Genomic DNA, 12426 nt, shown 5'->3' with positions numbered 1-12426 from the left:
ATCTTTCCGCGATTGCTGCCTGATCACCTCAAATGATAAGCAGATGATCCATTTGGAACATTGCTGTGACCGTTCTGGAAGCGACCAAGGAAGCCAAGCCCCGGCGCAGGGATGCCGTAAGGACTTTCCTCGTGGCGGACCGAACGCCGATGTGGTTTACCGCCGCCGCCTTGCTGGCCGGAGCCGCAGGCACCTATTTCATCGCACCGCAGGTCAATGCGAAGTTCGAAGCGCAGAAAATCAAAACCGACTTCGTCATCCGCAACTACAGCGATTTGCGGACCAAGATGGAGGATTTCCAGGGCCTCTACGGCGTCGTCGCCCAGAAATTGGCGGCGGGCCAGGACGTCCAGGCCGATGTTTTCAGGCTCCAGGAGATCATGGGGCGGGTGAGCGCCCAGAACCTTTCCCTGCTGCCGATGTTCAGCACCGAAAACGGCCCGAAATCCGCTGCCGGCGTCAACACCGCCATGAACGGCATGATGGCCGTGATCTTCTCGAATGCCGGCAAGAAAATCGAAACGCCGGAGGAAGTCGCGACCTACAATTCGGAAGTGCTCAAGGCGACGCAGCAACTGGTGGTTCCTTTGCTGGAACTCTACGTCCGCATCGGTGAGGTGGGCCAACTGAAACCCACCGAAAAGGACACGGACCTGCAGCCAAGCCGTTAAGATTAACCTTCCATTAGGGTTAACAGAATATTTCTCGGGTCAGGTGGCCGTAACGAATGGGGGCCTGCGCCGAATGTCTTTCCATAGCTCGAAATCCAATATGACGAAGCGCGTCCTCAAAGGCGCCTTCGCGATCGCGCTGATGGCCGGCGTGGCCGGCTGCGGCACCAGCAAGATGACGACCGGCTCGATCAGCCGAGGCGGCAGCGGTCCGGCGGTGGAGTCCATGTCGGCAGGCCAGTTGCGCGATGCTTCATCGTCGCTGGGCCGCTCCTATGCGAAGAACCCCAACGACAAAGCCACGGCGATGAAATACGCCACCGTCCTGCAGATGAACGGTGACGCCGACCAGTCGCTGGCGGTCATGCGCAAGCTCGCCATCGTCTATGCCAAGGACCGCGACGTGCTCGCCGCCTATGGCAAGGCGCTGGCCGCGAACGGCCAGTTCGAACCGGCTCTCGATGCCGTGCGCCGCGCCCAGACGCCGGAATATCCGGACTGGAAGCTTGTTTCGGCGGAAGGCGCCATCCTCGACCAGATCGGCCAGAAGGACGAGGCCCGCCAGCGCTATCGCAAGGCCCTCGACCTGAAGCCCGACGAACCGTCGATCCTCTCCAATCTCGGCATGTCCTATCTGCTGGGAGGTGATCTCAAAACCGCGGAGACCTATCTTCGCTCGGCCTCCGAGAAGCCGAACGCCGACAGCCGGGTGCGGCAGAACCTGGCGCTCGTCGTCGGTCTGCAGGGCCGTTTCGACGAGGCCGAAAAAATCGCGTCGCAGGAACTGTCGCCCGAGCAGGCGCAGGCCAATGTCGCCTATCTCCGCTCGATGCTGGCGCAGCAGAACGCCTGGAGCCAGCTCAAGGCGCAGGACAAGAAGAAGGTCGCCGCGGCCAACTGAGTTTCAATCCCGTCAGCGGCCCGACCCGACAGCAGCCCCCTTCCCTTCAAGCAAAAACCGCGCTGGCCAAGGCCGCGCGGTTTTCTGTGTCAGGCAGATGGAAGCCCGAAGGACTTATTCCTCGGTGCTGGTCTGCGCGTCGCCGAAGATGCCACGCTGGCTGATCTGCATGCCGGCCGGGCCAAGGATGATGGCGAACAGCACCGGCAGGAAGAACAGGATCATCGGCACGGTCAGCTTCGGCGGCAGCGCGGCGGCCTTCTTCTCGGCCTCGTTCATACGCATGTCGCGGCTTTCGCTGGCCAGAACGCGCAGCGCGTGCGCGACAGGAGTGCCGTAGCGCTCAGCCTGGATCAGCGCCTGCGAAACGGACTTCACCGATTCCAGGCCGGTGCGGCCGGCGAGGTTTTCGTAGGCCTGCTTGCGTTCCTGCAGGAAGGACAGTTCGGCATTGGTGAGCACGAACTCCTCGGCAAGCTCGACCGATTGCGTGCCGATCTCGTCGGCGACCTTGCGCATGGCGGCTTCGACCGACATGCCGGACTCCACGCAGATCAGCATCAGGTCCAGCGCATCGGGCCAGGCGCGCTGTATGGACTGCTTGCGCTTGGTGGCCCGGTTGCTGACGTAGAGCACCGGCGCGTAGAAGCCGGCATAGGCCGCGACGATGCAGATAAAGAGCTTCATCACCAGCGGCCGGTCCGGCAAGGCGCCCAGCACGAAGAGATAAAACGCCGCCAGGGCAAGCCCGGCGAATGGCAATACCAACCTGAAGAACAGAAAGCGCGTCAGCGGGTTCTGGCCGCGGAAGCCGGCCATCTTGAGCTTCTGCATGGTGCTTTCGTCGGCCAGCGCGCGCCGCAGGTCCAGACGGTCAACGATGTTGCGCATACCAACGGACTGCTCCTCGCGCAGGCCCCTGCGACGGCGGTCTGCTTCGGCGGCCAGCCGGGCGCGCTGCTTGGCGCGCAGTTCATCGCGTTCCAGCGCGACCGATTTCATGCGGGCCTTGAGCGAGTTGCCACCGAAGGCGGGCAACAGCGTGTAAACGGTGGCGAACACCGCGACGGCCACCAGCATGGCGATCAGAAGAGCCGGATCCGTAAGGGTTTTGGCGATGCCCATCTTGTAGCCCTTAGACCTCGAAATTCATCATCTTGCGCATGACGAAGATGCCGATCGACATCCACAGCCCGGCGATGCCCAGGATGAGATTGCCCGTATGGGTGACGAACAGCGGCATGATGTAATTGGGGCTCGAGAGATAGACCATGAAGGCGACGACGAAGGGCAGCGCGCCGATGATAACGGCAGAAGCCTTGGCCTCCATGGACAGCGCCTGCACCTTGGCTTTCATCTTCTTGCGGTCGCGCAGCACGCGCGAGAGATTGCCCAGCGCTTCCGACAGATTGCCGCCAGCCTGGCTCTGGATCTGGATGACGATGCCGAAGAAGCCGGCCTCCGGGCAGGGCATGGTTTCCGGCATGCGCATCACCGCTTCGGGAATCGAGATGCCGAGCTGCTGGGAATCGACGATGCGGCGGAATTCGGTCTTGACCGGTTCGGGGGATTCGTTGGCGATGAGGCGGATGCCGTCGTTCAGCGGCAGGCCGGATTTCACCGCGCGCACGATCACGTCGAGGGCGTTGGGGAATTCCTTCAGGAAAGCCTTGACGCGGCGGCCGCGGCGGAAGGACACGAACCAGCGGGGAAGACCGAGGGTCCCCGCCAACGTGACGCCGAGAAGAGCGTAGAGCGGCACGCCCAGAACGAAGGCGATGAGCGTAAGCACCAACCCGCAAATTCCGGAATAAATGTAGAACCGCTCCATGCTGATATCCATTCCGGCCTGCCGGATCTGGATCTTGAGAGGCGGCTTCTTGACGTTGACGTTCTTGACCTTCTGCTTTTCCTCGAGATCCTTCAGCGAATCCTGCACCGACTTGCGGCGCTTGGCCGCTTCGGCCACGCGATCGCGGGAAGCCTTGACGACATTGCGGTCGGTTTCGGCAGCCTTGATGTTCTGCAACCGCTTGCCGGTCTGGTTCTCGTTGGCGATGCGGGTGAACAGCAACGCGTAGGCCACCGCGCCGGCGCTGCAACCGGCGAGGAGGACGAATGCCAGAACGGTCGTGTCTATTCCGAACATCAGGGTCGTGACCTGTTAATCTGGTCGAAATGGTGAGAGGCCATCAATCGGCCCGCTTTTCCATCGCTTCCATGGCGGTGGCCAGGCGCTGTTCCTCGCCGTAGTAGCGGGCGCGGTCCCAGAAATGCGGCCTGCCGATGCCGGTGGAGACGTGCTCGCCGATCAGTTTTCCTCCCGCGTCCTCGCCCTTGTTGTTGTAGAGGACGAGGTCCTGCGTGATGATGACATCGCCTTCCATGCCGATGACTTCGGTTATGTGGGTTATCCGGCGGGAGCCATCACGCAGGCGCGCGGCCTGGATGATGACGTCGACCGAGCCGACGATGATTTCGCGCACCGTCTTCTGCGGCAGCAGGAAACCGCCCATGGCGATCATCGATTCGATACGGTTGAGGCATTCGCGCGGGCTGTTGGAGTGGATGGTGCCCATGGAGCCGTCATGGCCGGTGTTCATGGCCTGCAGAAGGTCGAAGACCTCCGGTCCGCGCACTTCGCCGACGATGATGCGTTCGGGGCGCATGCGCAGGCAGTTCTTGACCAGGTCGCGCATGGTGACCTCGCCCTCGCCCTCGAGATTGGGCGGGCGGGTTTCGAGGCGCACGACATGCGGCTGCTGCAGCTGCAGTTCCGCCGAGTCCTCGCAGGTGATGACCCGTTCCTCGCGGTCGATGTAGTTGGTCAGGCAGTTGAGCAGGGTCGTCTTGCCGGAACCGGTGCCGCCTGAAATGACGATGTTGCAGCGGACGCGGCCGATGATCTTGAGAATTTCCGCGCCTTCCTGGGAAATGGCGCCGAAGCGGACGAGCTGGTCGAGCGTCAGCTTGTCCTTCTTGAACTTGCGGATGGTGAGCGCGGTGCCGTCGATGGCGAGCGGCGGCGCGATGACGTTGACGCGGGAGCCGTCCGGCAGGCGGGCGTCGCAAATGGGCGAGGATTCATCGACGCGGCGGCCGACCTGGCTGACGATGCGCTGGCAGATGTTGAGAAGCTGCTGGTTGTCGCGGAACCGGATGTTGGTCTGCTCGACCTTGCCCGCGACTTCGATATAAACATTGCGCGAGCCGTTGACCATGATGTCGGCGATGTCGTCACGGGCGAGCAGAGGTTCGAGCGGACCGTAGCCGAGGACGTCATTGCAGATATCCTCGAGCAGTTCCTCCTGCTCGGAGATGGACATCGCGAAATTCTTGATCGCGATGATGTCGTTGACGATATCGCGGATTTCCTCGCGTGCGCTGTCCTGATCGAGCTTGGCGAGCTGCGACAGGTCGATCGTGTCGATGAGCGCGGCGAAGACCTGGCTCTTGGTGTCATAGTAGCTTTCGCTGCGCTCGCGCTGTGCCCGGCGCGGTTCCGGCGACAATGGCGGCGGCTCGACCGGGCGGCGCGCAGGCGCGGGCGGCGCCACCGGGGTGGCCGCAGTCGCCGCGCGCGCCGGGCCCGCGACTTCCGCAGGTTTTGCAGGCGCAGCGCTTTCAGGCGACCGGGCCGGCGCTGTTACCGTTGCCGCCGGTGAAGGCTGACGGAACTCCGGAATGGTCCGGCTGCCGTCGTCATTGCCTCTTTTGCCAAACATGATTGACTACCAATCCCGCCGCTTAATCAGTCACTTCTTACGCATGAGTTTGCCAAGCATGCCGCCCAGGCCTGCCTTCTTCCTCGACTTGACCTCGCCACGGCCGGTGAGCACATGGGCAATCTCGTTGATGATGGCGACCGTCGGGTTCTTGGCGTCCATCTCGCCCAGCATGCGGCCATTGTTGGCGGCGTTGCCGAAGAGCAGCGCGTCGAAGGGAATGACGGCGATCGGCGTTATGCCGAGCGGTTCGGCAAAGTCCTGCGCGGTGATTTCCGGCCGCTTGGGCACGCCCGCCTGATTGAGGACAAGCTTGGGCGGCGGATCGTTCGGACGCAGCCGCTTCAGCATGTCGACCATGTTCTTGGTGTTGCGCAGATTGGCCAGTTCCGGCGTCGCCGTGATGACGATCTCGTCGGCCTTGATCAGCGTGTTCTTGCTCCATCCCGACCAGATATGCGGAACGTCGAGCACGAGCATGGGTGCGCTGCGCTGAGCGGTGTCGATGATCTGCGTGAAGGCTTCCGGATCGAAGTCGTAGACCCTGTCCAGCGTGGACGGCGCGGCAAGCAGGGACAGGTTCTCCGCGCACTGCGCCAGCAGGCGGTCGAGGTAGACCTCGTCGATGCGCTCGGGCGAGAACACGGCTTCGGCAATGCCCTGCGCCGGATCCTGGTCGAAATTGATGTTGGCGGTGCCGAAGGCGAGGTCGAGGTCGGCGACCACGACTTCCGACTTGAACAGCGACGACATCGCCCAGGCGACGTTGTGGGCGATGGTCGAGGAGCCGACGCCGCCCTTGGCGCCGACGAAGGCGATGGAACGGCCGATCGGCTCGGCATCCGGATCGACGAAGATCGAGGAGATGACGCTGACGATATCGACCATGGAGATCGGCGCGATGACATATTCGGAGATGCCTGAACGGATCAGTTCGCGATAGAGGCCGACATCGTTGTAGTGGCCGATGACGACGACCTTGGAGGAAGGATCGCAATACTCCGAAAGTTCGCCAAGCTGGGAAATCAGCGCCTGCGGCTCGGCGCGGGATTCCAGCACGATGAGGTTCGGCGTTGGCGCCGACTGATAGAACTCAATCGCGGTCGCGATGCCGCCCATATGCACCTTGAGATGCGCCTTCGCCATGCGGCGGTCTTCGCCGGCGCGTTCGATCGGGTTGGCTACGCCTTCCGTCTCGCAGAACGCCTGGATCGAGATGCGCGGGATCGGCCGCAGCGCCTGCATGGCGGCAACGTCCTGCTGCGAGGATTCGGCGGCAGGCAGATCGGGATCGTAGGCAAGGTTGCTCATCGTCATGCTCTTTCCCTGCGATGCGCGGTCAGTAATCGACTTCCGAGTTGCTCAGGAATTCGTCCGAAACACCACGGCCCCGGTATACGTCGATGACCGCGTCGCGATTTTCGGCGTCTATCGTTGTCCGCTTGCGCGGGCCGATCAGATCGGCCGGATTGGCGACCTGGGCGGCGAGGTTGTTCTGGTAGGAGCAGCCGAAATTCTTGTAGTGCTTGTTCTCGGTGGTATCGCCGATATCCTCGGGCCAGCGTCCGCATTTGTCCGTCTGCGCCCTGATCGAGGTGAAGGCCACCCGGACGGGCGCCGAAGTATCCGACGCACCGACCTGATAGACTTCGGTGGAAATGCGCCGGGAGCTGACGCCGTTGGCGATCGCGGTGCGGGCGAATTCGCGGGCGGCGGCGCGCGCCGCCACTTCGTTCGACGAACCGGCAGGCGTCATGATCGTCAGGACGGGCGCCGCGCTCCTGTCATATCCATCGAGGAAGCCAAGCAATGTGTCGCGCTGAGCCTTGCTCATGCCGCGGTCGCCGGCGGCGACCGGCAGATCGATCTTCTGGTATTTCTCCGAGATGACGATCGGATGGTTGGTGCGATAGTCGTCCGGCACGGAGCCGACCGTGATGCTGTCGCGGTTGGCGCAGCCCGCGAGGAGAACCGCTGCCGTCATGGCCAGGAGCGGAAGCGCCTGCTTGTGGAACGCCCGGCCGTTTGCCCGTACTGCCCCGGCCTTCAAGATCGACGAAGACATGTCCCGTTCCCCAATCATTTGTAAATGAAGCCGACGACGCCGTGATACCGGCCGGCGGGCTTGTCCGTCTGCATGGTGCCGTAGACGCGGTTGACGCGGCCAAGGAACATGCCCGCGCCATCGCTGGCGGGATTGAAATTATCATCCGGCTTGGCGAGGTCGTTGCGGGCGACCGGCCGAGCCAGGTAAGGCGTGATGATGATGACCAGTTCGCTTTCATTGCGGACGAAGTCGCGGCTGCGGAACAGCGTGCCGAGTACCGGAATCTTGGAGAGGCCGGGCAGGCCCTGAACGGCCTGCCGAACATCGTCACGGACGAGACCGGCGATCATCATCGACCCGCCCGAAGGCAATTCGACCGTTGTATCGGCCAGCCGCTTGCGGATCGAGAGCAGGTTCACGCCATAGGCGTTGCTCTTTGAGCCCCTGCTCGAGCCACCCTCCAGCGTCGTGGAACCTTCGGTGGTGGGTTCCGACACCGAGGTGCGGACCTTGAGGCTGATGCGCCCGGGCGACAGCACCACGGGCTGGAACTCCAGGCCGATGCCGTACTCGATCTTTTCGTTGGTGTAGACGACCTGGCCGGTGTCCTTGTCGACGTTGCGGCTGGTGATGAGATTGTATTCACCGCCGACCTTGAACGTCGCCTTTTCGCCGGAAACCGCCGTCAGCGTCGGCTCGGCCAGCGTCTTCATGACGCCCGCCTGCTCCATCGCGTTGACATAGGCGTCGATGGCAGAGGTGCCGAGAGCCAGCGTCGAGGCCGACAAAGGCTTGCCAAGGCCGTAGGAATTCTCGCTCAGGGCGCCCCAGCTCAAACCGTTGCTGTCGCCGCTGCCGATCATGTTGACGCCAAGCTGCTTCATGACCGAGCGGCTGACTTCGGCCACCGTCACCTTCAGCGTCACCTGGTCGTCGCCGATGATCTGCAGCAAATTGACGATCTGGCTCTTCTGGCGTTCGGAGTCCGGGTTGTTGATGTCGACGCCGCCGTCCGAGGAGCCGCCGGAAGCGGTCTGGGAATACTGGCCCGTGGTCGCCTCACCACCGGTGACGAAGATGTTGGCAAGATCCGCTGCGCGCTTGGCGTCGAGCGGCGTCTCGACCGTTCCGGTCAGGACGACGTTGTCGTTGAGAAGCTCGACCTTGATGTCCGAATTGGGAATGAAGCGTTCCAGATAATCCTGGAGGCCGGCGACATCGCGCTCGATGGAGAGATCGAGGCTGGCGATCTGCTCGCCATTGGCGCCGAAGACGAAGATGTTGGTTTCGCCGACCGCCTTGCCGAAGAGATAGATGCGCCGCGACGTGCGGGTGACCGCATCGGCCACCGCCGGATTCGCCACCAGAATGTCATAGGCGTCGCTCGGCAGGTCGATGACCACCGATTTGTTCAATCCCACCTTGACGCGCTGCGTGGCGGCGGATGCGCTGACCTGTGTCCTGCTGGCCGCGCTGGCGTCGACAACGCCCTGTCCCGCGGTTCCGGCGAGCAGAAGGCCGACGGCAGTCGCCGCGATCAGCGGAAGCTTTCCTATTAAGATCATTTCCTTGCCCCTACTTCGGAAATCTCGCCCGACTTGATGAGACGAACGGTTCCCTTCCGTCCGTTGCCGCTGACGAGATAGTCGGCTTCGTCCGTGACCTTTTCCTGCGTGTCGGTGATCGAGCGCAGCGCCAGTGTCAGCCGGTCCGCCATCTGCTGCGCCACGGTGATGATCTCCGCCTGCTGCGGCGTCAGCTCCAGCGTGGCGGTCTGTCCGACGCGCGTCTTCTTGCCTTCCTCGTCCTCTTGGATGGTCTGGTCGATGGCCAGCACCCGGATATTCTTGAGGATTGTCTCGGTGGTGAAGCCGCTGCCGCCATTGGCTCCGTCAGCGCGGCGGGTCATGATGACATCGACATAGTCGTTGGGAAGAATGAAGCCGCCGGCCGACGTGTCCGCGGCGATCGATGTGGCGACCGCCCGGCTGCCGGAAGGCAGGATGGACGACATGAAGCTCTGTCCCTCGCCGATCAGCTTGGACCGGCGCACCGGTTCGCCCGAATACATGGCGACCCGCGCAACGGAGTCCTTCAGCTTCTCCACCGCTTCGGGTTCGTTGGCGCGGGTGATGAAATTGGCGTTGACCGCGTCGGACGGCCAGGCCTGCCAGCCGATATTGCTGTCGAGCGTCGTGCCCATGCCGACATCGCCTGTCAGCGCAAGCACATCCTGCGTGACGATGGACGGCGCCTTGGGGCCTTCGGTCGCCACCTCGGTGGGCGCGGGAACCACCATGTTCTTCGCGACATAGCCGGCGCCGCCGGCAGCTGCGAAGGCTACGCCTAAAATGATCAATCGGGACGCCGGCATATCTCAAACCCCATTTGGCAAACGCCTAGCCAGCCCGGACTGTGCAGCGGCAATCGTCAAATTAGGGTTAATGCTCTGCTTACGATCATGCTTAATTTAACGTTTATTCAAATTGGAAAGAGTTAACCGCCGGTCGCACCTGGCGCAAAGCCGAAACGAAGGCTGAGGTTGGTCCTTAACCGGCCAGGCGGCCGAGCGCCCAGATCATGAGAGGGCTGTCGGGAAAGGCAATCAGCCCGCCGACGCCAAGGGCGATGCCATACGGCACGCCGACCGATTCGTCGGCGAAATTACTCAGGAACCGGTTGTTGCGGGTCATGATCATCAGATCCGAGTTGCGGTACAAGATGATGGCCAGGGTCAGGAGACCGCCGACGAAAGCCGAAATGACCAGATACTGGATGAGCGGCATCCCGAAACCCATCCACAAGGATGTGGCGGCCAGCAATTTGGCGTCGCCGCCGCCCATGCCGCCCAGCGCGAACAGGCCGAAGGTAACCGTCAGGACCAGCGCGCCGGCTGCGATATGCCAGCCATAGGTCGCCCAATCCATGCCCGTCAGCGGCGCCACGGCCAGGAAGACGCCTGCCAAAAGCAGGGATACCCGGTTGGCGATCGTCATCGACAGCATGTCGGAAATGGCTGCAAACAACATGCAGAACGGAAAGACGACAAATATCAGAGCTTCGATCATCGGTTTCACGCACGGTTCGAAAACCAGCATATGATAAAAGAGACCCGTTAAGGATCGGTGAGCCGAACCCGTGGTTTTGCGTCTATTTCTTAAGATTGCAGCGCGACAGCCGGCTGGCTTAACCGTTGGTTCACCAATCCCGTTCATATTCCGTTGAACACTCTGCCTGTCCCGGAGATGAAGATGGCCGTGTCGAGACCGCTCCTGCTAGCTGCCGTACTTGCCGCCACGGCCTATGTGCTGCCGGCACAAGGCGGCGCCGGCATCGAAGTCACCATGAACCAGGCCAAGATCCTTAAGCTGACGCGCGCCGCCGACACCATCGTGGTCGGCAATCCGCTGATCGCCGACGCGTCGGTGCAGGACGCTTCCACCATCGTTTTGACCGGCAAGGGCTTCGGCGTGACCAATCTGGTCGTCCTGGATCGCGAAGGCAGCCCGATCATCGACGAACAGGTGACGGTGGTGCGCGAAAACGCATCGACCGTGCGCATCTACCGTCGCTCGCAGGTGCAGACAATGTCCTGCGCGCCCTATTGCGAAAGCTCGTATAAATCCGACGCCGAGAAGCAGTCCGAAGCGGAAATGAACGCCGGCCAGTGATCGGAACGACGCGGAAAACCGGTTGGTAAACCATCGGTAAAGCGCACGCGTCCAAATCTAACAATCATCCAAACCGGGCCTCAACAGGTTTCGTATAGGGTCATTCCAGATACCTTGCGACAATCGGGCAGAGGCAAAATGGACATTCTTTCGTCCCCAACGGGCGAGCGTAAAGAAAAGCGGACCCGCTTGTTCAGGCGCTTCGCACGGGAACGCGACGGCAGCACGGCGATTGAATTCGCGGTGCTTGCCATTCCGTTCTCGCTGCTGGTCTTCGCCGTCCTCGAATGCTGCATCTCGTTTGCCGCGCAGGAAGTGATGACGAACGCTACCGACAGCGTCGCGCGGCAGTTCCGCACCGGCCAGATCAAGGCAGCCGATGCCTCGGCGACCCAGGTCAAGAACCTGATCTGCGCCAAGCTCGAAATCATGGTGGCGAAGGGCTGTCCGGGACTTGAAGTCGACCTGCGGACCAAGCCGACATTCGAAGCGCTGGCGAACGCCAGCTTCGCCATCCAGAACAAGAAGATCGTCCTGCTTACCAATGGCGCAGCCGAAAGCGGCGGCTTCAAATTCGAACCCGGACTATCGACGCAGAAGAGCATGTTGCGTGTCTTCTACAAATGGCCGGTGATGACCGATTTCATGGCCAAGAGCATGGCTAATCTCGAAAACGGGGCAACCCTGCATTTCGCTTCGGCGACCTGGCAGAACGAGCCCTTCGATAACTGATCGTATCGATACCGGGGTGGAAGGTAGATAAATGTCGTTTCGTGCGGGGGCACATATCGGGCAGGCCGGCAGGACGCTTCGCGCGCTGCTGACCGGGGCAAAGCGTTTTTGCAGCGACCGCCGCGGCATCGCCGCCGTCGAGTTCGCGCTGATCGCTCCGCTTCTTCTGGCGATGTATTTCGTCACCATGGAGGTGGCGCAGGCCATCGAGACCAACAAGAAAGTGAACCGCCTGAGTTCCATGGTGGCGGATCTCGTCGCGCAACAGCTCGACGTGTCGACGAACGATCTCAAAGCGATCCTGAAGATTGGCGATACGACGCTGCAGCCTTATGGCCGCACCGACCCGAAGATCGTCATCACCGCGATCCAGATGACGAACGACGCCACGCCCAAGGCCAAGGTCGCATGGTCGTGGAAGGTGCAAAACGGCGCCTACAGCAAGGATGTGGCCAAAAACACGGAAACGACAGTTCCGGCCAATCTCAACATTGCCAACACGTTCCTGATCCGCGTTCAAACCGAACTCGACTACCGGCCGGTGCTGACCTGGGCCGCCGACGGCAAGAAGGCCGCCGGCCTTACAGCGGCCTTCGACAAGCTGCCGATGGAAGAGACCTATTATCTGCGCCCGCGCGTCACCAACACGATCACCTGCTCGGATTGCCCCTGACGCAGC

At 62.0% G+C, this 12426-nt stretch carries 13 protein-coding genes; 5 read left to right on the top strand and 8 right to left on the bottom strand.

What is annotated here, in order from left to right; genetic code table 11:
• Positions 1-65: 65 nt before the first annotated feature.
• Positions 66-671 carry a hypothetical protein gene (locus J2X35_RS01220; RefSeq protein WP_056107614.1) on the top strand — a complete coding sequence of 202 codons (606 nt, stop codon included), beginning with the start codon at positions 66-68 and terminating at the stop codon, positions 669-671.
• 100 nt (positions 672-771) lie between these two features.
• Positions 772-1572, top strand: a complete 801-nt coding sequence (locus tag J2X35_RS01215) for a tetratricopeptide repeat protein (protein WP_244478701.1) — start codon at positions 772-774, stop codon at positions 1570-1572.
• A 114-nt stretch (positions 1573-1686) separates the two neighbouring features.
• On the opposite strand, the gene J2X35_RS01210 is transcribed toward J2X35_RS01215, so the two are convergent.
• The 8 genes from J2X35_RS01210 to J2X35_RS01175 form a co-directional block, all read right to left on the bottom strand.
• Entirely contained in the window at positions 1687-2697 is a 1011-nt protein-coding gene (locus J2X35_RS01210; protein ID WP_056107594.1) for a type II secretion system F family protein, read from the bottom strand.
• Between the two features lie 10 nt (positions 2698-2707).
• Positions 2708-3721, bottom strand: coding sequence for a type II secretion system F family protein (locus J2X35_RS01205; protein ID WP_056107591.1), 1014 nt, complete (start codon positions 3719-3721; stop codon positions 2708-2710).
• 43 nt (positions 3722-3764) lie between these two features.
• On the bottom strand, positions 3765-5297 hold the full coding sequence (locus tag J2X35_RS01200) for a CpaF family protein (protein WP_310180423.1): 1533 nt from the start codon (positions 5295-5297) through the stop codon (positions 3765-3767).
• Positions 5298-5327: 30 nt separating this feature from the next.
• Positions 5328-6608, bottom strand: coding sequence for a CpaE family protein (locus J2X35_RS01195; RefSeq protein ID WP_200946433.1), 1281 nt, complete (start codon positions 6606-6608; stop codon positions 5328-5330).
• 28 nt (positions 6609-6636) lie between these two features.
• Complete coding sequence (locus J2X35_RS01190) at positions 6637-7362, bottom strand: CpaD family pilus assembly protein (protein ID WP_310180421.1); 726 nt, start codon at positions 7360-7362, stop codon at positions 6637-6639.
• 14 nt (positions 7363-7376) lie between these two features.
• The gene (locus J2X35_RS01185) at positions 7377-8909 is read right to left on the bottom strand and encodes a type II and III secretion system protein family protein (RefSeq protein ID WP_056107580.1); all 1533 of its coding nucleotides are present in this window, start codon (positions 8907-8909) and stop codon (positions 7377-7379) included.
• Entirely contained in the window at positions 8906-9718 is an 813-nt protein-coding gene (gene cpaB / locus J2X35_RS01180) for a Flp pilus assembly protein CpaB (RefSeq protein ID WP_056107577.1), read from the bottom strand. Before cpaB ends, J2X35_RS01185 begins: the two co-directional genes overlap by 4 nt.
• A 175-nt stretch (positions 9719-9893) precedes the next feature.
• The gene (locus tag J2X35_RS01175; RefSeq protein ID WP_056115182.1) at positions 9894-10412 is read right to left on the bottom strand and encodes a prepilin peptidase; all 519 of its coding nucleotides are present in this window, start codon (positions 10410-10412) and stop codon (positions 9894-9896) included.
• A 183-nt stretch (positions 10413-10595) separates the two neighbouring features.
• Between J2X35_RS01175 and J2X35_RS01170 the strand changes: the two genes are divergently transcribed.
• The 3 genes from J2X35_RS01170 (at position 10596) to J2X35_RS01160 (ending at position 12420) form a co-directional block, all read left to right on the top strand.
• A complete protein-coding gene (locus J2X35_RS01170; protein ID WP_056115179.1) occupies positions 10596-11015 on the top strand; it encodes a pilus assembly protein N-terminal domain-containing protein in 420 nt (139 codons plus the stop codon).
• A 138-nt stretch (positions 11016-11153) separates the two neighbouring features.
• The gene (locus J2X35_RS01165) at positions 11154-11747 is read left to right on the top strand and encodes a TadE/TadG family type IV pilus assembly protein (RefSeq protein ID WP_056107575.1); all 594 of its coding nucleotides are present in this window, start codon (positions 11154-11156) and stop codon (positions 11745-11747) included.
• A 31-nt stretch (positions 11748-11778) separates the two neighbouring features.
• Positions 11779-12420, top strand: coding sequence for a pilus assembly protein (locus J2X35_RS01160; RefSeq protein ID WP_310180419.1), 642 nt, complete (start codon positions 11779-11781; stop codon positions 12418-12420).
• Positions 12421-12426 lie beyond the last annotated feature (6 nt).

It is taken from the genome of Mesorhizobium sp. BE184, assembly GCF_031457045.1.
GTDB lineage: Bacteria > Pseudomonadota > Alphaproteobacteria > Rhizobiales > Rhizobiaceae > Mesorhizobium.
Note: the sequence above shows the minus strand (reverse complement) of the source record. Positions and strands in the feature narration are given on the sequence as shown.

Excerpts from the sequence above, each read along its gene's own strand:
- J2X35_RS01215 (WP_244478701.1), top strand. The coding sequence starts at position 772 with ATGACGAAGCGCGTCCTCAAAGGCGCCTTCGCGATCGCGCTGATGGCC.
- J2X35_RS01210 (WP_056107594.1), bottom strand. The coding sequence starts at position 2,697 with ATGGGCATCGCCAAAACCCTTACGGATCCGGCTCTTCTGATCGCCATG.
- J2X35_RS01205 (WP_056107591.1), bottom strand. The coding sequence starts at position 3,721 with ATGTTCGGAATAGACACGACCGTTCTGGCATTCGTCCTCCTCGCCGGT.
- J2X35_RS01200 (WP_310180423.1), bottom strand. The coding sequence starts at position 5,297 with ATGTTTGGCAAAAGAGGCAATGACGACGGCAGCCGGACCATTCCGGAG.
- J2X35_RS01195 (WP_200946433.1), bottom strand. The coding sequence starts at position 6,608 with ATGAGCAACCTTGCCTACGATCCCGATCTGCCTGCCGCCGAATCCTCG.
- J2X35_RS01190 (WP_310180421.1), bottom strand. The coding sequence starts at position 7,362 with ATGTCTTCGTCGATCTTGAAGGCCGGGGCAGTACGGGCAAACGGCCGG.
- J2X35_RS01185 (WP_056107580.1), bottom strand. The coding sequence starts at position 8,909 with ATGATCTTAATAGGAAAGCTTCCGCTGATCGCGGCGACTGCCGTCGGC.
- cpaB (WP_056107577.1), bottom strand. The coding sequence starts at position 9,718 with ATGCCGGCGTCCCGATTGATCATTTTAGGCGTAGCCTTCGCAGCTGCC.
- J2X35_RS01175 (WP_056115182.1), bottom strand. The coding sequence starts at position 10,412 with ATGATCGAAGCTCTGATATTTGTCGTCTTTCCGTTCTGCATGTTGTTT.
- J2X35_RS01170 (WP_056115179.1), top strand. The coding sequence starts at position 10,596 with ATGGCCGTGTCGAGACCGCTCCTGCTAGCTGCCGTACTTGCCGCCACG.
- J2X35_RS01165 (WP_056107575.1), top strand. The coding sequence starts at position 11,154 with ATGGACATTCTTTCGTCCCCAACGGGCGAGCGTAAAGAAAAGCGGACC.
- J2X35_RS01160 (WP_310180419.1), top strand. The coding sequence starts at position 11,779 with ATGTCGTTTCGTGCGGGGGCACATATCGGGCAGGCCGGCAGGACGCTT.